20 protein-coding genes are annotated in these 21500 nt (G+C 58.6%); 7 read left to right on the top strand and 13 right to left on the bottom strand.

Going from position 1 to position 21500, the window contains the following annotated elements; all coding sequences use genetic code 11:
• The 7 genes from SVU69_06485 to SVU69_06455 all read right to left on the bottom strand — a co-directional run.
• On the bottom strand, window positions 1-1670 hold a 1670-nt coding region (locus SVU69_06485; protein ID MDY6942649.1), incomplete at its 3' end, for a methyl-accepting chemotaxis protein.
• Window positions 1671-1914: 244 nt separating this feature from the next.
• On the bottom strand, window positions 1915-2370 hold the full coding sequence (dut, locus tag SVU69_06480; protein MDY6942648.1) for a dUTP diphosphatase: 456 nt from the start codon (window positions 2368-2370) through the stop codon (window positions 1915-1917).
• A gap of 9 nt (window positions 2371-2379) precedes the next feature.
• Window positions 2380-3597, bottom strand: coding sequence for a bifunctional phosphopantothenoylcysteine decarboxylase/phosphopantothenate--cysteine ligase CoaBC (gene coaBC, locus SVU69_06475; GenBank protein ID MDY6942647.1), 1218 nt, complete (start codon window positions 3595-3597; stop codon window positions 2380-2382).
• 248 nt (window positions 3598-3845) lie between these two features.
• On the bottom strand, window positions 3846-4433 hold the full coding sequence (locus SVU69_06470; protein ID MDY6942646.1) for a porin family protein: 588 nt from the start codon (window positions 4431-4433) through the stop codon (window positions 3846-3848).
• 108 nt (window positions 4434-4541) lie between these two features.
• Window positions 4542-4838, bottom strand: coding sequence for a hypothetical protein (locus SVU69_06465; protein ID MDY6942645.1), 297 nt, complete (start codon window positions 4836-4838; stop codon window positions 4542-4544).
• A 47-nt stretch (window positions 4839-4885) separates the two neighbouring features.
• Window positions 4886-5173, bottom strand: a complete 288-nt coding sequence (locus tag SVU69_06460; protein MDY6942644.1) for a hypothetical protein — start codon at window positions 5171-5173, stop codon at window positions 4886-4888.
• Between the two features lie 184 nt (window positions 5174-5357).
• Window positions 5358-6743: a sigma-54 dependent transcriptional regulator gene (locus SVU69_06455; GenBank protein ID MDY6942643.1), complete on the bottom strand. Its 1386-nt coding sequence runs from the start codon at window positions 6741-6743 to the stop codon at window positions 5358-5360.
• 259 nt (window positions 6744-7002) lie between these two features.
• Here SVU69_06455 and radC point away from each other — a divergent pair, with 259 nt between their 5' ends.
• From radC to rpmG, 3 genes are all read left to right on the top strand, one after another.
• On the top strand, window positions 7003-7677 hold the full coding sequence (gene radC / locus SVU69_06450) for a DNA repair protein RadC (GenBank protein ID MDY6942642.1): 675 nt from the start codon (window positions 7003-7005) through the stop codon (window positions 7675-7677).
• A gap of 122 nt (window positions 7678-7799) precedes the next feature.
• Window positions 7800-8036: a 50S ribosomal protein L28 gene (gene rpmB, locus SVU69_06445; GenBank protein ID MDY6942641.1), complete on the top strand. Its 237-nt coding sequence runs from the start codon at window positions 7800-7802 to the stop codon at window positions 8034-8036.
• 12 nt (window positions 8037-8048) lie between these two features.
• Window positions 8049-8204: a 50S ribosomal protein L33 gene (gene rpmG, locus SVU69_06440; GenBank protein MDY6942640.1), complete on the top strand. Its 156-nt coding sequence runs from the start codon at window positions 8049-8051 to the stop codon at window positions 8202-8204.
• Window positions 8205-8272: 68 nt separating this feature from the next.
• Here rpmG and SVU69_06435 read toward each other — a convergent pair whose 3' ends face one another.
• Window positions 8273-9454: a fatty acid desaturase gene (locus SVU69_06435; GenBank protein MDY6942639.1), complete on the bottom strand. Its 1182-nt coding sequence runs from the start codon at window positions 9452-9454 to the stop codon at window positions 8273-8275.
• Window positions 9455-9632: 178 nt separating this feature from the next.
• Window positions 9633-11636: a hydantoinase/oxoprolinase family protein gene (locus tag SVU69_06430; GenBank protein MDY6942638.1), complete on the bottom strand. Its 2004-nt coding sequence runs from the start codon at window positions 11634-11636 to the stop codon at window positions 9633-9635.
• A gap of 70 nt (window positions 11637-11706) precedes the next feature.
• Between SVU69_06430 and SVU69_06425 the strand changes: the two genes are divergently transcribed.
• From SVU69_06425 to SVU69_06410, 4 genes are all read left to right on the top strand, one after another.
• Window positions 11707-12684, top strand: coding sequence for an ABC transporter ATP-binding protein (locus tag SVU69_06425; GenBank protein MDY6942637.1), 978 nt, complete (start codon window positions 11707-11709; stop codon window positions 12682-12684).
• Window positions 12681-14711: a Gldg family protein gene (locus SVU69_06420; protein ID MDY6942636.1), complete on the top strand. Its 2031-nt coding sequence runs from the start codon at window positions 12681-12683 to the stop codon at window positions 14709-14711. The genes SVU69_06425 and SVU69_06420 overlap by 4 nt, the downstream gene beginning before the upstream one ends.
• A 105-nt stretch (window positions 14712-14816) precedes the next feature.
• Entirely contained in the window at window positions 14817-15632 is an 816-nt protein-coding gene (gene mutM / locus SVU69_06415) for a bifunctional DNA-formamidopyrimidine glycosylase/DNA-(apurinic or apyrimidinic site) lyase (protein ID MDY6942635.1), read from the top strand.
• Window positions 15633-15794: 162 nt separating this feature from the next.
• Window positions 15795-18248, top strand: coding sequence for an EAL domain-containing protein (locus SVU69_06410; protein MDY6942634.1), 2454 nt, complete (start codon window positions 15795-15797; stop codon window positions 18246-18248).
• Window positions 18249-18258: 10 nt separating this feature from the next.
• Here SVU69_06410 and ggt read toward each other — a convergent pair whose 3' ends face one another.
• The 4 genes from ggt to SVU69_06390 all read right to left on the bottom strand — a co-directional run bounded on the left by ggt (window position 18259) and on the right by SVU69_06390 (window position 21496).
• Window positions 18259-19983, bottom strand: coding sequence for a gamma-glutamyltransferase (ggt, locus tag SVU69_06405; GenBank protein ID MDY6942633.1), 1725 nt, complete (start codon window positions 19981-19983; stop codon window positions 18259-18261).
• A gap of 4 nt (window positions 19984-19987) precedes the next feature.
• Entirely contained in the window at window positions 19988-20470 is a 483-nt protein-coding gene (gene coaD / locus SVU69_06400) for a pantetheine-phosphate adenylyltransferase (protein MDY6942632.1), read from the bottom strand.
• Between the two features lie 89 nt (window positions 20471-20559).
• Window positions 20560-21168, bottom strand: coding sequence for a 16S rRNA (guanine(966)-N(2))-methyltransferase RsmD (gene rsmD / locus SVU69_06395; GenBank protein ID MDY6942631.1), 609 nt, complete (start codon window positions 21166-21168; stop codon window positions 20560-20562).
• Window positions 21158-21496 carry a multidrug efflux SMR transporter gene (locus SVU69_06390; protein MDY6942630.1) on the bottom strand — a complete coding sequence of 113 codons (339 nt, stop codon included), beginning with the start codon at window positions 21494-21496 and terminating at the stop codon, window positions 21158-21160. Before SVU69_06390 ends, rsmD begins: the two co-directional genes overlap by 11 nt.
• Between the last annotated feature and the right edge of the window lie 4 nt (window positions 21497-21500).

The following is a 21500-nucleotide window of genomic DNA, read 5'->3' as shown; positions in this document are numbered from 1 at the left end:
GCGGCGAGTTGCTCGGCGTCCTGCCGCAGTTGATGGGCCGCGTCGGCCACACGATCATTGGATTTCTCGAGATCTTCCGCCACCCGATAGATTTCCTTGGTGTTCTCGTGGATCTGTTGGGTAGCACCGGCGTGTTGTTCCGTGGTGGCGGCAATTTGCTTGATTCGGTCCAGGCTGTCATCGGAGGAGTGAACAATGCGGTTGAGTATGTCGCCGGCGCCATGAACAAGCGCCAGCCCTTGGTCGACCTCTTTGCCGCAGGTATCCATGTTGTCCCGTACCAGGGCGATTTCGTGCTCGATGGATTTGAGCATCTCCGCGATTTGCTGGGTGGCTTTGCTGCTGTGCGCCGCCAGGTCGCGAATTTCGCTGGCGACCACGCCAAAACCCCGGCCGAACTCACCGGCGCGGCTGGCTTCGATGGCAGCGTTGAGCGCCAACAGATTAGTCTGATCGGCAATGGACTCGATGGTGTTGATGATCTGTCCGATCCGGGTGCTGGAATCGTCCAGCTTAACGATGGCCTGATTGGCCTCGTCCACCGTTGACACGATGCTGTTCATGCGCGCCACGGTACGCCGCATGGACTCCGCTCCCTCGTCCGCCAAGGCGTGGGTTTCGCCGAACAACTGGAAGGCATTTTGAGCATGGCTGGCGACATGCTGCTCTGCTTCGCCGAGCTGAGAAACGGACTCGGTCAACTCCGCCAATACCCGGGTTTGGGACGAAGCGCCGGTTTTGATGTCCGTGGCGGTGTCAGACAAGCATGCTGATTCGTTACCCAAGGTCTCAGCGATGGACTTGATTCGACTGACCGTCCGGGTGAGGTTGCCGGACAATCCCGTCAAGGCATCGAAGATCAAACCGAATTCGTCGTTGGACGCCCCGTAATCGACGGGCTTAAGACTGCCCGTTGAGAGCTGCTGCACACCTTGAACGGTTTGACCGACAGCAACGGATATAGGAACGACAATACTGCGGGCCACCGAAACGAGGAACAGCACCGCGATGGCGATCAAGGCAGACAACAGCAGGACCACTAAACTGATCGCGAACTGCGCGAGATCCGCCACGCCGGCGCTGAATTTTTCACCCAAGTCGTAGAGCTCCCGACCGACCTCTTCGAGTTGTGCGAGTTTCGCATCCCGAACATCTCCGGGAGTGAGGGAAACGATCTCCTCGGCCAGCACCACCCATTGCCGGGCAATACCCTCCCCTTGGGCCGCGATACCGAATAGCTTTTGGACCAGCGGATGCCAATACAGGATTTTTAAGTTCAGTGCGATGTGAAACCCCTGATTCGCATCACGAATTTCCTCGTACACGGCCATCAGCTCGCGCCTTAGATCGAAAATGGAGGTACTGGAGACGGAAGAGCCCAAGCGGCCGAAGTAACCGCTGTAGGCAATGGATTTGTTAAGACTTTGCTTGAATGCTTGGAAGTCTTGCGGGTCGTTGGTGAGGAGATATCGATAATAGGCCGTCGTTCCCGCGTTGACCTCGACCGTGTGGACACGTTCCAGACGCGTCATCAGCGTGGTGACATCCAGCGTATGAAAAATCAGCCAGGAGACGGCCCCGACCAGACAGATCAAACCCAAAGCCAAGGCCACCAGGCTGGATATTTTCCGGCGAATACTGCCGTTTAGATATTGCGCAAAACCTTTCATCCCATCAAATTCACCCAGAACCGGCCCAATCGGGGGAACGTCCCGCTTTTACCTCGTAGAGGAAACTCATCCACCGTCGTGCGATCAGGCTCAATCACACAAGCTTCACCCACGCGATTTATCGGCGCTTGCCAGGTGAACTTAAAGCGCGATGGCTGCTCCGGGCCGGCTGCGGTCGGCGAAAAAAGCGGGGGAGCCTGAAAGGCGAGCTAAAGGAAATAGAAAAAAGAGGGCAGGGTTAAGTTCAGCGACGGCCGGTATGACCAAACCCCCCTTCACCGCGCACGCTGGGCCGAAATTCGTCAACGATTTCAAATTCTGGCCGCACGACAGGCACCACGACCAGTTGTGCAATCCGCTCCCCAGGCTGGACGGTAAAAGCGGTCTGACCGCGATTCCAGCAAGAGACAAACAACTGTCCTTGATAGTCGGAATCGATGAGCCCGACCAAATTACCCAACACGATGCCATGCTTATGCCCCAAACCGGACCGCGGCAAAATCATAGCGGCCAATCCGGTATCTTCCAGATGAATCGCCATGCCGGTAGGGATGAGCTCGGCCATACCAGGTTCTAGTTCGAGCGGACGACCCAAACATGCCCGAAGATCCAGCCCGGCCGACCCGGCCGTGGCGAAGTCCGGTAAGGGAAACTCTTTTCCCAAGCGATCATCAAGAATTTTTAATTCAACCTTGGCCAAGTCGAACCCTCACTGGCTTGACTGCTGTTTCAAGACGTAGCGCTGGGCGATGAGCTCGATCAGGGCGACCGCCAACGTTTGTTTGGATTGCCGGGGCAGAGCGCTACTCCCCCCTTCCCAGAACACATGCAACGCATTCTCGTCAGATTCGAATCCCAGCCCACCGCCATCAACCTGGTTGGCGGCGATCATATCTACGCCCTTGCGGCGCCGCTTCTCTTCGGCGTAGGCCTCAACATTGTCCGTTTCTGCAGCGAAACCGACGGTAAATGGCGGGAATTTCTCCGAAGCGACATCTGCGAGAATGTCGTGCGTTCGCGACATTTCCAATTGCAAAGCGGGCTGATCTTTCTTGATCTTCTTTCCAACCGGTTCGCTCGGTCGGTAGTCGGCGACAGCGGCAGTCGCGATAAAAATATCGCAGTTTTCTAATCGCTCCAGCACCGCGCCATGCATTTGTGCCGCCGTTTCCACAAATATACAATCGACCCCGGCGGGCACGGGAATATGCACCGGCCCACTGACCAGCGACACTTCGGCGCCACCGGCGGCGGCAGCAGCAGCGATCGCGAAGCCCATTTTGCCGGAACTGCGATTGGTCACGTAACGGACAGGATCGATGGGCTCCCGCGTCGGCCCGGCCGTAATCAAGACACGCCGTTTTTCCAGCGGACCGTTTCTTTTGGCTTTATCCAAAGCCGCGACGATCTCGGCAGGCTCCAACATCCGACCCGGCCCGACTTCACCGCAAGCCTGCTCGCCCGAAGCCGGCCCCAGTAGCACGACGCCACGGCCTTGTAATACTGCAACGTTGCTCTGGGTAGCCGAGTTTTGCCACATCAAATGATTCATCGCCGGTGCCAGCACGATCGGCGCCGCGGTAGCAAGACAGACTGTGGAGAGCAAATCGTCGGCAAAACCATGCGCGACTCTGGCTAGAAAATCAGCACTGGCCGGCGCGATGAGCACCGTATCGGCCCAGCGCGCCAGCTCGATATGGCCCATAGCCGCTTCGGCGGAAGGATCCATCAGCTCGGTCCGCACGGGGTGACCACTGACCGCCTGGAGCGTTAGCGGGGTGATGAAAGCGGTGGCGGCGGGGGTCATCACGACCCGAACCTCCGCCCCGGCCTCGCGGAGCCGACGGACCAAATCGGCCGTTTTGTACGCGGCGATACCGCCGGTGACGCCCAGCAGAATGCGGCGGTTGAAAAGGGATTGGCTCATTGCCCGATACCACTTAAAACCCGACAGTCAGGGCGTGGCCATGCTAGCGCAAAGCACCTGCCCTTGCCAGACGCGGCGCAGCGAAAGCAATCGTTGGCCGAGCCAGGTCGGACCATATAACGACAAAACCCGTTGGCGATTCGCCTGCAGTTGAGATCACCGAAAGACGGAATAAGACGAGCCGGCTGGCCGCCAAGCGGCTTTGAGACTCATGCTCGGCGGCAAACCAGGCCTAGTCGGACACCCGGCTAGAACCGGAACTGAAGCCCTAGCGACAGGAGATCGATGTTGGCTTCGAACTCATCCTTGTCGATCGGGATACGCTCGTACTCGGTGCGGATTACGAAGTGCTCGTGCAGGATGAAGTCGGCTCCGACCCCATAGAAGATATTGGAACCGTCGCGGCTGGCATCCAGCGGACCAGGCCCTTCGACATCAACATCCCACCACAGCTGACCGCCCTTGACGAAAAGACCCACATAGTCACCCAACGGCAGTGTGAGCGTGGCCGCCGCCCCGTAGGCATCGCCGTCGATCGTAAAACCGGACTGCTCATATTCGCCAAGGTAAATGTATTGGGCTTCGACGCCTAACCAGGGCGTGATTTGCACCCCGGCCACGGCTTTACCGGTGCTCCGGCTGTCGTCGAATTCATCGGGATCGAAATCTTCCAATTCGCCCAAGTCAATGTCGGCCCCGGCGATTTTCACGTCGTCGACGCTACTGTAAACGTAGCTGGCGCCAATGTAGGGCTGCACCCGATCCAGCGCCCATCCAGCCTGCGAAGTTGCACCCAGCGCCAAGGTTGCACCTAAAATCGTCATTTGTTTTTTCATAACATTCATCCTTTTTTAATCGGTTCTCATCCCCGCCGCCTTCCGGGCCCAGGTTTGCCCAACCCGAAAGGCGACGCTTTGTTGAAGGCAATCAGCACGCTCGGCCAACTATTTCTTGTCTTTGAATTCTTCGACTTCGTCTTTCACCTCATCGGTGACATCGTCGACGGTTTCGCCGACTTCCTCGGCGGCGTCACCTACATCCTCTGCCGCCTCTTCAGCAGGGCTCTGAAACGGCTCTTTGAGCTTGTCGCCGACGTCATCGGCCGTGTCTTCCACTTTTTCCCAAGCGTCTTTGACATCCTCTTTAAGGTCTTCTTCGGCTTCACCGTTCTGGCAGCCAGCCAACCCCAGCGTGCTGGCGACGAACAACGAGGCGATCAGGGTCTTGTATGAAATAGTCATGGGGTTAATTCTCCAGATTGATTAAGTGTCATCCGAACGCCAGCGGCCTATTCGAACCGATGGCGCAATTGTTTAAGGTGAGAGGAGAGATCCTTCCAGGCCTCGTCCACGCCTTCGGCGACCTCCTTCCACATGCCGTCCGCCGATTGCTTTATTTCGTCCAGTTTTTCGTTCAGGAGCGAACGCTGTCGCTTGAGCTCCTCAAGCTCCTGGCGAGATGTTTCGCTGACTTGTTCTCGGGATGATTTGTACTTCTCGGCGAGCAGATCGATGTTCGCTTGGAGATCATTCATTCGCTGTTCATAGCGCTGAGTGAATTCGCTTTTCTCACTCATCATTTCCTCCTTGGTTGGTGAACCGGCCATCGGCATGACGACCATTTACCTTCTCGGATGCAGAACGCGTGCCATACTCTCAAGCTATTGTTTTATCGCAGCTTTTAACTTTATTCAGGCAAGAAAACGGTGAAATCCCCCGATGGCATGGGGGATTTCACCCGAGTGGGTCAGGAGGGAACCCTTACTCGCAGGTCTGCAGGGTTTTGGTGAGGCGGTAACGGATGGTATCGCGCGTGGTTTGCAGCATCCGCGCCGTAGCGGCGATGTTGCCGTTGTTTTTCTCCAGGGCGTGGTTAAGGATACGCTGCTCGATTTCTTCCAACGAGCAACTGCCATCCATGGGTATAAAGAAACCGCTGTCGGAGACGCCCGGGCTCAGCAAATGGTCGTGGCCCAACTGCAGCCACTGCTGAGCGAGCGTGTCACCCTCGCTCAGCAACACGCACCGCTCCAATGCGTTGCGCAACTCACGCACGTTGCCGGGCCAACTGTAGTTCATAATCTTCTCCCACCCCTTTTCTTCCAGCCGATTGACCCGCTTGTTGGCCTGGGTGTTGTAGTGAGCGATGATCGGCGGAACGAGGTCCTGCAGATCTTCGATCCGGTTCCGTAATGGCGGCAAAGGCAATGAGAACACGTTAAGACGGTGATAGAGGTCAGCGCGAAACTCACCTTCCTGCACCTGGCTGGCCAGGTCTCGATTGGTGGCGGCAATAATCTGAACGTCAACCTGGATCTCCCGTTCACCGCCCAAGCGACGAAAACACTTCTCTTCGATCGCTTTGAGCAGCTTCGTTTGGTGGGTGAGATCCATCTCGGCGATCTCGTCCAGAAACAGGGTCCCGCGGTGCGCTTGCTCCAGCAAACCGCGGCGACGTCCGGTGGCACCGGTAAACGCCCCCGCCTCGTAGCCGAATAACTCCGATTCAAGTAAATCCGCCGGGATGGCGGCGCAGTTCATTTCCACCAACGGCTGGTTACGCCGCGGTCCGCTGTGATGAATGATACGGGCCGCAAGACTCTTACCGGTGCCAGTCTCACCCGTTATGAGTAAGGCACTCAACGGAATCGAGGCGAGCTTCTCCAACAACGCCCGCGTCTCCACCGCTGCGGTGCTTCGTCCGAGGAACGCGTCTGGCCGATGTCTTTTGGCAATATCGGAATCGCAGGATCGACTGCGCTGTTTGCGATCCGACTCCGCCAACGCCCGACGAATCGCTCCCCCGAGGCGGCTCAGGGGAACGTCGGGGTTCAGTATGGCAAACGGATCCAAAGCATCGATTCGCTCTTCCGTCTCGGCACTCGAGCTACCGTCATCGATTACGACCCATACCGGTGGATCGGTCATACGCAGCGAGGATTCGATCAGCGCAGCCGCATCTCCGACATCCACGGCATTCAGATCGATCACGACCACTTTGACATCCAAGTCCTGATCGATCAGTAAGTGCCGGGCGCTGGCGGCATCGTTGGCGCGAACCAAATGCCAGTTGTCCTGACGAATTCCATGGACACGTTGCTCCGTCGCACCTTGGATACGGTCGATCACCATCACGGCATCACTCATGGCTACCACTCCTTTCGGTACGCCCGGTCTGCAATATGCAGGGCTTATAGAACGTCATTCTATTGCGTCGCAAATGACACTAAGCAACTCCACCATCCTTGCTGCATCCGGCAACTCTTTCGGGATCATCGAAGCCGTAGATAACAGCCAATCCAGAAATTTCCCGGACGCATAACATATGGCCATTGCCGGTTAAGCCATGTTAAAAACCGGTTGCTCATTCGAAGAGAAATACAACAACAACTGAGAGACTCCTAATATGCCTATCACCGACTGGCCAGACGCGGAGCGGCCGCGAGAGAAACTGATCGAGCGTGGGCCGGCCGCGCTGTCCGACGCTGAACTGCTCGCCATCTTTTTGCGCACCGGCCGCGCCGGGCTCACGGCCGTGGATCTCGCCCGAGATCTGCTGAATGAATTCGGGGGACTCCGAGCTCTCCTAAAAGCAGAACGCGAGGCTTTTTGCGCCGTGCCCGGATTAGGCCCCGCCAAGTATGCCCAATTGCAAGCCTGTATGGAGATGGCCCGGCGGCATCTGTCCGAATCGCTGCAGCGCGGTGATGCACTGACCGGATCGGCCGACACCAAGCGCTTTTTATACACCCAAATGCGCGACTACCCACAAGAAGTTTTCGCCTGCTTATTTTTAGACAACCGCCATCGCGTGATTTCTTTTGCAGAATTGTTTCGGGGCACGATCAACGGAGCCACCGTGCATGCGCGCGAGGTCGTGCGTTCGGCTCTGGCCAACAATGCAGCCGCGGTGATTCTTTGCCATAATCACCCGTCTGGCGTCGCCGAACCCAGCGCCGAGGACCGGCGGGTGACCGCGCAGCTCAAGAGCGCGTTAGATCTGGTCGATGTGCGGGTTTTGGACCACATCATCGTCGGCGACCCGGAGAGTTTCTCCTTCGCCGACCATGGTCTGATTTGACAACACAGGGACCATGGCAACACCGAAGCCGTGGCCGCGCCATCTGTTTTGCTTGCTCAGCTTGCGCATTGTCTGTTATAAATGCCCGCTTTCTGTGCGATTTTTATTCGACGAGGTTCGTGATGTCCAGAGTCTGCCAAGTGACCGGGAAACGTCCGCGCACGGGCAATAATGTCTCCCACGCCCACAACAAAACCAAGCGCCGTTTCCTGCCCAATCTGCACTATCAGCGCTTTTGGGTAGAAAGCGAAAGCCGCTACGTGCGCTTGCGTGTGTCCAGCAAGGCAATCCGCATTATCGACAAGTTGGGTATCGAAACGGTGCTCGAGCAAGTGCGCGCCCGCGGCGAAAAGGTTTAAGGGGAACCCACCATGCGTGACAAGATTAAACTGGTCTCCACCGCTGGAACCGGGCACTTCTATACGACCACCAAAAACAAACGCACCATGCCGGAGAAAATGGAAATCAAGAAATTTGATCCGGTGGTTCGCAAGCACGTCGTATACAAGGAAGCCAAGATCAAATAATTCTTGGCTTCACTACCTCGTCGAGCATAAAAAAACCCGCTATAAAGCGGGTTTTTTTATGGGCATGCTCAGGCTGGAACCCGCGGGGGGGCGCTCAGCGCGTAGGAGCGAACCCGTTGCGAAAAATCGTGGAGCGCCTCCAGGCCTGTCGCCTCAGCATGGGCACACCACTCCCTGAGCGCAACCAGCGCATGCTCCTGACTCGCGCCGGTGGATTCCCAAATCGACTGTAAACGCTCGCGGAACTGATACACCGTCCGCAAGGCCGTATTATCCTTCAGCAGCGCCGTCAGTTTCGCGGAGGAGTGCTCATCCAGCAGCCCGCGCTCCCGAACCAAAAGCCGCCGGGCTTCACCGAACACGATCTCACGCCCCTCCCCGGACTGATCCCGCAACACCGGTATGGTGACTTTGCGCGCATAATCGGCCAACAGATGCATACGATTTATGAATACGGCCTGCACCGTATCACCGTCCACCTTGGTGCGCGCTGGATCCAAATGCGGCCTGGGCGAGACTTTCTTCACCCTCGCTAAACCGACCGCCTGCAAAAGACGAATGTAAAACCACCCGAGGTCGAACTCCCAGCGCCGCTGGGAAAACTTGGCCGAGCTGGGGAAGGCATGGTGGTTGTTGTGCAGCTCTTCGCCCGCCATCAGCAATCCGATGGGGACGATGTTGGTCGAGGCGTCTTTGCACTCGAAATTGCGATAGCCCAGATAGTGGCCCACACCATTGATGACGCCCGCCGCCCAAAACGGCGTCCAGATCATTTGAACACCCCAAACCACAAGCCCCAACAGCCCGAATAGAAACAGGTCAATCGCCAGCATCAGAACCACGCCCAGCCAGTTGAAGCGGTTGTAGAGATTCTTTTCCAACCAGTCGTTGGGAGCAGCGTGGCCGTACTTTTGAATCGTTTGCGTGTTTTCACATTCCGTCCGATAGAGGAACGCCCCCATGAAAAGCACCTTTGGCAAACCATAGATTTGCGGGCTGTGCGGATCCTCTTCCGTCTCACACTTGGCATGGTGTTTACGATGAACGGCAACCCATTCTCTCGTGACCATCCCCGTGGTCAACCACAGCCAAAGCCGGAAAAAATGCGCCAACGCCGGATTCAAATCCAAGGCCCGATGAGCCTGATGGCGATGGAGATAAATAGTGATTGCGCTGGAGGTGACGTGGGTCATAAGCAACATCACCAGAACGACACTCCACACCGGGAGGTCTAAAAAACCGTTCAACATATGTAATTACCGCTGCTGATTAATCGAATTACGAGCCACGCAGTATTTGATATCGGCCATCTCGGCCTGTGCTTGCGTCCCCTCAATGCTCGCATGCCACCGCACCGCAGAAATCAGGTTTCCGCGGCCGATCGGCCAACCAAATCATGGGGGGCGATTTGGCAAAAAACAAGCCCGGCTAGAGCGGCACGGTACTTGATCGCTGCAAAAGGAGATTACCGATCGAATCGGCACGGACCTGCCAATTGGGGGCGACAAACACAGTCGATACCGTTTCGGTGATTAACGCCGGTCCGGTAATGCACTGGCCTGCCGAGAGCGTGGAACGGTCCCAAACCGGAACCGGATCGGCGATACCGCAAAGCGCGACATGGCAAGAAGGATGAGCAGGACCTGCGGATCCGGAAGTCGCCGCCAAGGGTAACTCGGGCGCTACCCCCCGCAAGCTCAGGCGCAAATTGACCAACTCCACCGGTAGTTGCAACCGGTGGCCATAGCGCTGCTGGTGAAGGGCATGAAAAGAAGCCAGGGTTTGACGAACTCCGCGCCATCGCACCGTCAGTGGGTGGCTTTGTCCCTGATACCTCAAATCGGCAGAACGCTGGCAGCGCAATGACCGTTTGGGCACACCCTCCTCACGCAAACCCGCGACGCCTTGAGCCATCATGTGCGCGAAGCCTGACTCGATACGCTCCAAAGGCAGACTCGCCAGTTCTCCCGGCAAGGCGTGAGACAACTGTCGACCCCGGGGCGCCGCCAACATACCCAGGGCCGAAAGCACCCCGGCATGAATGGGAACCAACGCCCGGGTCATGTCCATCGCATCGGCCAAGGCGCAGACATGAAGCCCGCCCGCCCCACCGAAACAGGTGAGGACATCGTCCCGCGGGTCCTCGCCGCGCTGTACGGAGATCAGATTCAAGGCCCGCGCCATGCGCTCATCCACGATACGCACGATACCCATCGCCGCTTGCTCGCCTGAACAACCCAGCCGTTGGGCCAAGGTGTTCATCGCCTCGCGGGCCCGCCTCACATCCAAATGCATCTGGCCGCCGAGAAAGGCATCCGGCAACAACCGACCGAGGACGAGATTGGCATCGGTCACGGTGGGACGTTCACCCCCGCGGCCATAACACGCGGGCCCGGGGTCGGCACCGGCCGATTCCGGACCGACCTGCAGCAATCCGCCCGAATCGACATAGGCGATCGATCCGCCACCGGCACCGATGGTATGCATATCCACCATCGGAACCCCAACTGGATAGGGTCCGATACGACCACTGTGGGTGAGACGGGGCTCGCCGTCGATCAAACCCACATCGGTGGACGTACCGCCCATGTCGAAGGTCAGCATGCGAGGCTGATCGGTCAGCCGCCCGAGATAACCCGCTCCGGCCAGACCACCTGCCGGGCCGGACAGCAGCAGATGCACACCCCGCCGGGCAGCCAACTGACCGGAAATGGTCTCGCCCGAACTTTGCATCACCGCCAGCGGCGATGGCGCGATCGCGCCGGCCAGCCGACCGAGGTAGCCTGCCAAAGCGGGCCCGACATAGGCATTCAACCAAGTGGTGATGCCGCGCTCGAATTCTCTGGCTTCGGGCAAGACGTCCGACGAACGTGAAACAATGACCTCAGGCGGCAAAGCGGCCTCGATGGCTCGTTCAAACTGCGCGTCGAGAAAGGAAAACAGAAGATTGATGGCCACGGCCTGCGGCTTCAGCGCGGCGATTTTCTGAGCCAACTCACGCAAATCGTCCTCGGTGAGTTGTTCGATAACTTCGCCACGGCTGCCCAATCGCCCGCCGGTTTCCAGACACAGCTCTGCCGGCACCGGCGGCGATATGGGTGCGGGGGTGAGATCGTACAAATCCGGGCGGGCCTGACGTCCGATGGTGAGCACATCGCCCAAGCCCCGATTGGTTATGTACGCGGTGCGGGCACCTTTGCCTTCCAGGACGGCATTGGTCGCCACGGTGGAACCATGAAACAAACGGAAGCGCCCCGGAGTCAAACCCAGCTCGCGGATACCTTGTAGAATGGCGCGCTCAGGCGCATCCGGCGTGGACAGGACTTTATGGATTCGCAAACGGCCTTGCTCATAGACCACAAAATCGGTGAACGTACCACCGGTATCCACTCCCAACAGACATTCGTAAGCTCGAGGCTTTCGCTGACTCAACGTTGCTCCGTATGATCGCGTCTATTCATTCCACGCCGGCGCGCGCGACGCGCCGATCCGGTGCCCCATCATGCCCGAGCTGATGCGCGAACCCAACGCCGAACAAACTCGCGACGCGACGCCACTGCTCGCGGCACGGCAATTGGTTCGCCGATATGGCGACAAAACGGCCGTGGACCGTGTCGATCTCACGGTGTCCCGGGGAAACGTGCTGGGCTTGCTGGGGCCCAACGGCGCCGGGAAATCCACCACACTGGAGATGCTGGCCGGTCAATTGGCGCCCGAGGCCGGCTCGATTCAAATCAACGGCGAGGATATGCTCGCGAACCCGCACCGCGCCCTGATGCAGGTGGGCTATCTGCCGGACCAGCCGCCACTCTACCCAGAGTTACGTGTGGACGAATTTCTCGCCTACTGCGCCGCGCTGCACCGCCTGGCACCTGCCTTGCGTCACACCCGCTGCCAGGCCGTGAAGCAGGCTTGCGGTCTGGCCGATCACGGCGGCCGGATTATCCGACACCTGTCACGCGGTTACCAACAGCGCCTGGGCATCGCGCAAGCCATCATCCACGATCCGTCGCTGCTGATCCTGGATGAGCCCACCGTTGCGCTGGATCCTTTGGAGCTGGCCAGTCTGCGTTCTTTGATCGCGGAATTGGCACAGAACCGGGGCATTCTCTTATCCACCCACATTTTGTCGGAGGTGGAGGCCATTTGCTCTCACGTGGCCGTGATTCGCCACGGCCGCATCGTTTTCTTCGGCTCGCTGCAAGACCTCAAATCATCCGGTGAAGGCCGCTGGCATTTGCGATTCGGCCAGAGACCGGACTTGAACCGAATGAGTCCGGCGGACATGCCCGAGCGCATCTGGCTGCGGGAGGACGGGCGCATTGAGCTGCACGGATCGCCCGAAACCCTGGATGCCTTCATCGCCGCCAGCATCCGGCAGGGGTGGAAACTCCGAGAACTGACCCCTGCCGGCGTGTCTTTGGAACAGCGCTTCCGTGATCTCACCCAAGCCCCCGGAACGGGGGTGAACAGAACATGATCGTCAAGCTGGCATTATGGGAGTTCCGCCGGCATTGGGTGAGCCCTTTGCCATGGATTGTTTGGATCGCCACATGGACCCTTCTCGGGCTCACGTTCACTTTGAGCTTGACCGAGATTCAGCAGGACCCCGCGGTGGTCGAGTCCTACGGAGTGACCGCCTATATGGTTCGGACACTGATGGGATTTGCCGCCGTGTGGGGCCTGTTCGTGAGCCCAGTGCTGGCCATGCGCGCCATCAGCGAAGAGCGTCGCAGCGGCACGCTGCGCTTGCTGCGCGGCGCGCCGCTCTCCAACACCACCATCGTGTTGAGCAAATTCGGTGCACAACTGTTGCTTTTGCTGCCCATTTGGCTGGCGGCGGTGCTGCCCGCGGCCAGTCTCGCGCTCGGCACCGAACTGGACTGGGGTCTGGTCGCCGGAGCGGGACTGGCACTGGGAATTTTGCTGGCCAGCTATGCCGCAGTGAGCCTGGCATGCTCCAGCTTCACCGACCAAAGCGCGGCGGCGGCCATCAGCGCATTTGGCATTCTCCTGATCCTGTGGGTGATCTACTGGCCGGGCACCTTCGACACGCCACTGGCGTGGTTATTCAAACACCTATCCCCGGCCGGTCACATGGAGTTGGCGCTGCAGGGAACCTTGACCCTGGCCGCGGCCGGCGTCTGGCTGAGCACGGTGTTGGCCGCATTAGGCGCGGCCATCTGGCGCCTGAACATGCGGCCAGCATCGATTCGCCGCCGGTTGCTCGCGCTGCTCTGGGTGGCTGCGACGCTTGGGTTGTTCGTGGCGGGTTTGCTCTATCCGGCGGAATGGGATTTCACCCGTGGCCAGCAACGTGCCCTGAGCCCTCAAAGCCAAACGATACTGGACCGCTTGGACGAACCGGTTGCCATCACGGCTTTCGCACCACCGGACACCGAGTTGCGGCAGTCCATCGAAAACTTCCTCGAGCGCTATGTTCAGCTGCAGCCTGATTGGAGATGGACGTTTGTCGCGCCCCAATCGGCACCGGAACGCATGCGCCAACTCGGAATCCGCGACCGTTGGGCGTTGTTGGTCGAAAGCGGGGGACGCCGTGAAACCTGCACCGAACTAACGGAGGCCTGCTTCAGCGGGGCACTGCAACGACTGGCCTATGAGCCTGGCTGGATCGGCTTCGTTTCCGGACACGGTGAACGGAATGTTCAGGATACAGGCCCGGACGGACTGTCAAACCTCGCCGTGGAACTGCGCCGGGTGGGTTTCCGTCTGGCCGGATTGAATCTGGTGGCGCAGCCTGTCATCCCGGACAACACACACATCCTGTTGTTGGCCGGGCCACAGCAAGCCCTCCTCCCAGGCGAGCGTGAGCTGATTCGCAGCTTCCTGCAACGGGGCGGTCATTTGATCTGGCTGGTCGATGCGGCCAACAACGACGAGGATCTGACGGATCTTCTGAACGTAGAGGTGTTGCCCGGCACCGTCCTGTCGGCGGACTACCGCTTGCTCGGCATGCCACACCCGGCTGTCATCGCCATCACCCGCTATGGCACCGTGGGCGCTTTCGACGGCATGGACGGCAACAGCGTTTTGGCCTTCGCCCACGCCCTGAGGCCGGATCCCGAGTCCACCTGGACAACGCAGCCGATTCTCTTCACCGGCCCCCGCAGCTGGACCGAGACTGGCGCCCTGGAAGGGGAGTTGCGCTTCGATCCCGATTCTGGGGAAGCGGAAGGTCCGCTCCCGCTGGGCGTGGTGCTTTCTCGTCAACAGAACGACTCGCCCCAATACGCCGTGGTTGTCGGCGACAGCGATTTTATGAGCAACCGTTACTGGCAAAGCGGAGACAACCGCCGCCTCGCATTAAGGCTATTCAGCCTGTTGGCTGCGAAAACCGGCGATTTGGAACTTCCCGTGATGGATCTCAAAGATACTCGGCTGCGTCTCCCGCCCCGAGGCTACGCCACCCTGGTGAGCCTGTTTACACTGGTCTTGCCGGGCGCCATCGCCTTATTGGGCTTGGGCGTTTGGTTTCGTCGACGATAATTCGGCGCGACAAGCCGACGGGCCCTTCGCTCAGATCGCGACGGCAAGTAAACCCAGGCACCCAAAAACGCATCACCGCCTGGAACGAAAAGCGCTGAGGTCAAAATGCCAGAGCTCCCCGAAGTCGAAACCACCCGCCGAGGCATCGCGCCGCATATCGTTGGCCAAACTATCACCGGAATCGTAATCCGCGAGCCCCGATTGCGCTGGCCGGTTCCCGCTCGATTGGCCGAGTACGTCAGCAATCAGCGTATCGAGCGGGTGGATCGCCGCGGAAAATATCTGCTGCTTGAGGTCGAAACCGGCAACGTAATCGTCCATTTGGGCATGTCCGGCTCGCTGCGCTTGGTGACCGAGGAGCAATCGGTTCGAACCCATGATCACTTAGACATATGCCTGGGGTCGGGTTGGCGCCTGCGTCTGAACGACCCCCGACGATTCGGCGCGGTCCTGTGGCAAACAGGTCACGCCCTGACCCATCCACTGCTCAAGCATCTCGGCCCTGAACCCTTGGGCGAGGATTTCACCGGCGAGTATCTTTACCACCGCGCACAAGAGCGCCGCAGCAGTGTCAAAGCGTTCATCATGGACCACCGGATCGTTGTCGGTGTGGGCAATATCTACGCATCGGAGTCCTTGTTCCTCTCGGCCATCGCCCCGGCCCGCGCCGCCAATCGCATTGCCCGTCACCGCTACGACCAACTTGCCGAGGCGATCCGGTCAGTGCTCGAAGATGCCATCGAAGCCGGTGGAACGACACTGCGCGACTTTGTCGGCAGCGACGGAAAACCCGGCTATTTCCGGCAGCATCTGCGCGTGTACGGCCGGGCGAACCTACCCTGCCCGCAGTGTGGCGACCCGATTCGGGTCCGCCGCCTGGCCCAGCGGGCCACTTACGACTGCCCGCGCTGCCAACACTGATATTGAAGGCCGTTTCATTACCTGTTCAAGGCTCCGTTTCAGCCGCCGATATTCTAAGTTAGCCATTGTTCGGATGGCCGCGCTGAGGAGCCACAATTGGCGATGGCATCCCCACAATTATAAAAGAATAAGGCGTAACCAACGGGGGGATAGAACGCATCCATGTTTGCCGGTGCGCTATCAATTTCGGCCTATCAGTTCAATCCGCACGCGCTGCCGCTCTTTGTCGCTGCGGTGTTGGTCGGCATCATGGGTAGTTCGATCGCTTGGCGGGAACGACAGAATCGTGTGGGGGTTACCTGGGCGATTCTGACGGGTTGCTGCATGTTTTGGCTCATCGGCGCGGCCGGCAATTTGAGCGTAACCGCACCGAGACTGGCGCTGGAGTGGCAGAAGATCTCCCACGTCGGCTTGATGCTGCTACCACTCGCCTTGTTTCAGTTCATTGTCTCCGTCCTGGGCCTCCACCATCAGCACAGACTCTGGACTCGCGCGCTATGGACTGTGGCCGTGGCGTTCGTCTGGTTATTCGTGGTCAGCGGCGATTACCTGGGTACCCCATATCTCTATTATTGGGGTTATCAGGCCCGATACGGACAGGAGACCATTTTCTATTCCGCCTTCTCCGCGCTGATGGTCGCTTATGCCTTTGCCCTCCTGCTGAACGTTTATCGCCGCAGTCACCAGCGCAGCGTGATGCGCCAACGCGCCAAATGGCTTCTGCTAGGACTGATACCCGCCATCGGCGGTGCAGTCGATGCGCTGCCGGCACTGGGATACCCCGTCTATCCCTTTGGCTATTTGATGATCCTCCCCATGATCACGGCGACGGCTTATGTGGCATGGAAGTACCGCTTGGTTGACATCACGCCCGCCTATGCCGCCAGTCAGATCGTTCGCAATATGAGCGACGGCCTGTTGGTATTGGACCAAGACGACTTGGTGCGATTGGTGAATCGAACCTCATCGAACCTATTGGGGTACGCGCCGGAAGAGTTGCTCGGCAAACCGCTACCCAGTCGGCTACGGCGAGCACTCACACCGGATCAATTCAGGTCATCGGCGGCATCATCGCTGGGCGTCGAACGGGAAATCAGCTACCTGCCCCCCGGCGGCGGCCGACGGACCCTCAGCTGCTCTTTGAGCACCATGGGCCGTGCCGCCAACCATACTCAGGCACTGATCTACCTGATCCGGGATATCTCCGAGCAGCGCAGTGCCCAAGACAAGATTCGGCTACTCGCTTACTACGATCCCTTAACCCTGTTGCCCAACCGAACCCTTTTCAAGGAGCGGCTGGAGCAAGCGCTGGAGAAGTTGTCATCGAAAAAAGAACGGTTGGCGCTGTTGTTCCTCGATCTCGACGAATTCAAGCAAGTCAACGATACCCTCGGGCATACCGTGGGGGATGCGCTGCTTTGCGATGTCGCTCAACGATTGCGTCAATGCCTATGGATCCACGAAGGATCGGATGATCATTTCGATCACGAAGTCGAAGGTATGGTCGCCCGGTTAGGTGGTGACGAGTTCATCATCGCGCTATACGACGTCGACAGCGGCGCAGAAGCTCAGGCGATGGCGGAGCGAATCCTCAAGAGCCTGGCCCGGCCAGTCAAGCTGCAGGGCCGGGAAATCTTCGTCAATACCAGCATCGGAATCTGCTATTTCCCTGATCATGGCAACTCGGTGGAATCCCTGATGCAGGCCGTGGATACCGCCATGTATCGGGCCAAATCCAAAGGCCGTAACAACGCCTGCGTCTTCTCCGAAGCAATGAACCACGCGGCACAGCAACGACTCACGCTGGAAACCGATTTACGCAAGGCCATAGAGCATGGAGAGTTCCTTACCTACTACCAACCGCTGGTCCACATCCAAACCCAACAAGTCCACGCCCTTGAGGTTCTCGCCCGCTGGCAGCATCCAACCCGCGGTCTTCTGCTGCCCGGCGAATTTATCCCCAGTGCGGAAGAGAACGGACTGATCGTACCCATCGGAGAATCGATCCTGACCCAAGCCTGTCGACAAGCGAAAGCATGGCAACAAGGGGGCCTACCCGGACTTAGAATCGCCGTTAACTTGTCGACACGACAATTTCAGAGCTACGACTTGGTCGGCAACATTCGGCGAATACTCGATGAAACGCAGCTGACTCCGTCGCTGTTGGAGCTGGAAATCACCGAAAGCGCTTTGATGCGGGATATGGATGAAACGTCTAAAAAACTCTACGAACTCCGGGATATGGGCATCCATCTAACCATCGACGATTTCGGCACCGGCTATTCGTCGCTCAACTACTTAAAACGCTTACCCATCGAAACCATCAAAGTCGACCGAACCTTCATTCGGGACATACCCCACGACCCGGACGACGTCGCCATCACGCGGGCCATTCTTGCCATGGCTCACAGTCTGAAACTGGACGTGGTCGCCGAGGGAATCGAAAGTGAAGAACAACTGCAGCTGTTGAAGAAAATACACTACGGACTGGGCCAGGGACACTTACTCGCCTACCCCATGTCGGAGATCGAAACGACCGCCTATCTCCGACGACTGAAAACCTACGAAACGCCACGCCCTTACCGTGCCGAGGATGAAGAAACGGCACAAGGTTAAACAAATCGCTTCAATGCAGTGGCAAAACGGCCGGTTTGGGCAAGGCCGGAATCACAACCGCCTCGCCCCGCCGCCGGGGATCGGATGCCGCCGCCAGACGTCTCGAGCGACGGTCTATAACCACCACCTGCATGTCCCCATACGCCCGCTTGGCTTGTCCCGTTTGATGTCCTTTCTTTTCCAGTGCATCAATCAGTGCGGGTGACAAGCCATCGGGCTCGTAAGAAATCTTGTCCGGCAAATACTGATGATGGTAACGACCAGTGCTCACCATATCCGCGGCCGATCCGCCCTCAGCAAAAACCAGACTGCCCAGCAATACCATGCTGATGATCCGGCTCCCCCCCGGCGTTCCCAGCACCGCCACCCGTTCGGGTGTTTCCAGGAAAGTCGGACTCATGCTGGACAACATTCGTTTACCCGGCGCGATGGCGTTGGCATCGCCGCCCACCAAGCCGTACGCATTGCCGACCCCGGGCTTGATCGAGAAATCATCCATCTCGTTATTCAGCAAAACTCCGGTTCCGGGCGGGACGAAGCCGGAACCGAAGGGATAATTGATCGACAGCGTGGCCGCCACCCGGTTGCCATGCCGGTCAACGATCGAAAAATGCGTGGTGTCTTCGCCCAAAGACCGTGGCTCAGCCAGCGCTTCGCTGGGCGTCGCCTGTTCGATTTTGATGTCCGAGCGCAACCGGTCAGCGTAGGATGCGGACAACAACCGAGACAATGGCATATCGACGAAATCCGGATCCCCGAGATAGACGGCACGATCCCGATAGGCCCGCCGCATCGCCTCGACGATGACGTGAACGCGGTCGACCTCAGACAACGCATCCAGGTCGAAACCGCTCAACACATTCAGCGCCTCGGCCAACACCACACCACCCGAAGAGGGCGGTGGCGCTGAGACAACTCGAATACCCTTGTATTTGAAAACAATGGGCTCTCGCTCGACCACGCGGTAGGAACTAAGATCCTCCATGGTCCAAATGCCACCGGCTTCGCGCACGCCATCCACCAACAGGCGGGCCACGTCACCTTCATAGAACCCTTCACGACCTTCGGCGGCCAACGCCTCGATGGTTCGGGCCAAATCCGGTTGTTTCAGGCTGAACACCGGCAACGGCGGCAACAAGGTCCCCATGAGAAATATGCGCTTGGCATCCTGAGACGCCCGAAGCGCCGGCAGCCGGAAGGCCGCCAACAGGGACAAATGCTCATCGACCTTAAACCCCTCCCGGGCCAATCGAACGGCGGGGGCGAGGTTTTTATCCAACGAGAGCTGGCCGTAGTGCTCGGCGATGTGAACCAATGCGGCGGGCATCCCGGGAATACCGGCTGCCAACGGGCCATCCAGGGACAGTCCGTCGATGGGCTCGCCGTTTTCGTCGAGATACATATCGGCCGTGGCCGCCAGCGGTGCGCGCTCGCGGCCGTCAATCATCACTTGCCGTCCGTCCGATTCGCGGTGGAGCAGCCAAAACCCCCCGCCGCCGAAGCCCGAACCGTAAGGCTGTACGACCGCCAAGGCCGCACTCACTGCCACAGCGGCATCAAAAGCGTTACCGCCGGCGGCGAGGATCTCCATACCCGCGGCAGTGGCGTCCGGATGCGCCGATGCCACTGCCGCGGATTCCTCCGCCGGCTTGGCGAAAACAGGCGAGAGAACCGCGAGAAGAACGACCCAAACGGTGACGCGGTAGATGGGCTTCATGGCGCAACGCAGTACCATCGGATCACCCGTGACCAAAGCGTTTTTTCAATTCCGCCGCCACGTTATCGGGCACGAAACTGCTCACATCGCCATTAAACGCGGCGATCTCACGAACCAAGGTGGAAGAGAGGTAGGTATATTTCTCGGACGGTGTCAAAAACAGGGTCTCGACTTTCGGGGCGAGATAACGATTCATTCCAGCCAGCTGGAACTCGTGCTCGAAATCGGACACCGCACGCAAGCCGCGTAAAATGACATCCACCCCATTTTCCTTGGCATAATCCACCGTCAGGCCGTTGAACGAGACCACATCGACGTTCTGGATGTAGCCCAACGCCCCGCTCATCAAAGTGACCCGCTCTTGCACATTGAACAACGGACGTTTTCCCGGGTTGGTCGCGACCGCCACGATGACACGATCAAATAACCGAGCCGCACGCTCCACCAAATCCACGTGACCCCGGGTAATGGGATCGAATGTTCCCGGATACAATGCAACGGCCATCGTTCTTTCCCCTTATTTCGATCGAGTTGAAACCTTCCCCGGCAACCACCCACATACTAACGGTTGAGCGGTTCAAAATCCGCACCCGACTAAAGTCCATCCACGCTCAACAGCTGAAAACAAACTTGCCCCGCGATGCTACGTTTCCGGACAGCCCACCCCGCCGGTAGGGTGGGCAGCCCCTCATCTTTGGAATACTCCACATAAACCAAACCGCCCGAGCGAACCCACTCCGCCTCATCCAAACGGGCCAAAACGGGCGGTAACAATCCCGCGTGATAGGGTGGATCGAGAAAGACCAGATCGAACGCCTCTGAAGGCCCCGTCAGAAACCGCAACGCGTCGGCGCATTGGAAATGCATGCGCTGGCTTTGTCCTAGGATTTTCGCTTGGCTGCGCAGGTGAGAAACCACCCGCTTTTCCCGATCGACAGACAGCACCGATTGCGCACCGCGCGATATGGCCTCGAAAGCCAGCGCGCCGCTGCCGGCAAACAAGTCCAGACAGCGTGCGCCTTCAATCGTCGGCGCCAACCAATTGAACAGCGTCTCCCGCACCCGGTCGGGCGTCGGTCGAATTCCGGGCAGTGGCGGAAAAGCAATACGCCGCCCCCGCCACAGGCCGGCAATCACCCGGAATTGATTCGATTGGTTTTTACCCAATGATGTGATCCAGCGTTGCGGCGCGTCAGTGGCCATTAAAGCTCAGGTTCAAACCCACGACACCAAAAATAATCAAAGCGATACTGAGCACTTTCAGTGCCGTCAGCGGCTCCCGAAAAAAGGCGACACCAATCAGCGCGATCAGTGCAGTGCCAACGCCCGACCAAATCGCGTAGGCCACCCCCAAGTCGATTTTCTTCAAAGCCATCGTCAAAGCCGCGAACGACAGGCCATAAAACCCGAACATGGCAATCGCCGGAGCCGGGCGTGTCAGGCCGTCCGACAGCTTCATGCAGGTGGTGCCGCCCAACTCCATCACGATGGCCGCTGCAAGATACAACCAGCTTTGCATAACCGAACTCACACCG

The sequence above is a fragment of the Pseudomonadota bacterium genome (assembly GCA_034189865.1).
Lineage (GTDB): Bacteria > Pseudomonadota > Gammaproteobacteria > UBA5335 > UBA5335 > JAXHTV01.
Note: the sequence above shows the minus strand (reverse complement) of the source record. Positions and strands in the feature narration are given on the sequence as shown.

Bases quoted from the DNA above. Each gene is read 5' to 3' on its own strand.
- coaBC (MDY6942647.1), bottom strand. From the start codon at position 3,597: ATGAGCCAATCCCTTTTCAACCGCCGCATTCTGCTGGGCGTCACCGGC.
- SVU69_06470 (MDY6942646.1), bottom strand. From the start codon at position 4,433: ATGAAAAAACAAATGACGATTTTAGGTGCAACCTTGGCGCTGGGTGCA.
- SVU69_06465 (MDY6942645.1), bottom strand. From the start codon at position 4,838: ATGACTATTTCATACAAGACCCTGATCGCCTCGTTGTTCGTCGCCAGC.
- SVU69_06460 (MDY6942644.1), bottom strand. From the start codon at position 5,173: ATGAGTGAGAAAAGCGAATTCACTCAGCGCTATGAACAGCGAATGAAT.
- SVU69_06455 (MDY6942643.1), bottom strand. From the start codon at position 6,743: ATGAGTGATGCCGTGATGGTGATCGACCGTATCCAAGGTGCGACGGAG.
- radC (MDY6942642.1), top strand. From the start codon at position 7,003: ATGCCTATCACCGACTGGCCAGACGCGGAGCGGCCGCGAGAGAAACTG.
- rpmB (MDY6942641.1), top strand. From the start codon at position 7,800: ATGTCCAGAGTCTGCCAAGTGACCGGGAAACGTCCGCGCACGGGCAAT.
- rpmG (MDY6942640.1), top strand. From the start codon at position 8,049: ATGCGTGACAAGATTAAACTGGTCTCCACCGCTGGAACCGGGCACTTC.
- SVU69_06435 (MDY6942639.1), bottom strand. From the start codon at position 9,454: ATGTTGAACGGTTTTTTAGACCTCCCGGTGTGGAGTGTCGTTCTGGTG.
- SVU69_06425 (MDY6942637.1), top strand. From the start codon at position 11,707: ATGCCCGAGCTGATGCGCGAACCCAACGCCGAACAAACTCGCGACGCG.
- SVU69_06420 (MDY6942636.1), top strand. From the start codon at position 12,681: ATGATCGTCAAGCTGGCATTATGGGAGTTCCGCCGGCATTGGGTGAGC.
- mutM (MDY6942635.1), top strand. From the start codon at position 14,817: ATGCCAGAGCTCCCCGAAGTCGAAACCACCCGCCGAGGCATCGCGCCG.
- SVU69_06410 (MDY6942634.1), top strand. From the start codon at position 15,795: ATGTTTGCCGGTGCGCTATCAATTTCGGCCTATCAGTTCAATCCGCAC.
- ggt (MDY6942633.1), bottom strand. From the start codon at position 19,983: ATGGTACTGCGTTGCGCCATGAAGCCCATCTACCGCGTCACCGTTTGG.
- coaD (MDY6942632.1), bottom strand. From the start codon at position 20,470: ATGGCCGTTGCATTGTATCCGGGAACATTCGATCCCATTACCCGGGGT.
- rsmD (MDY6942631.1), bottom strand. From the start codon at position 21,168: ATGGCCACTGACGCGCCGCAACGCTGGATCACATCATTGGGTAAAAAC.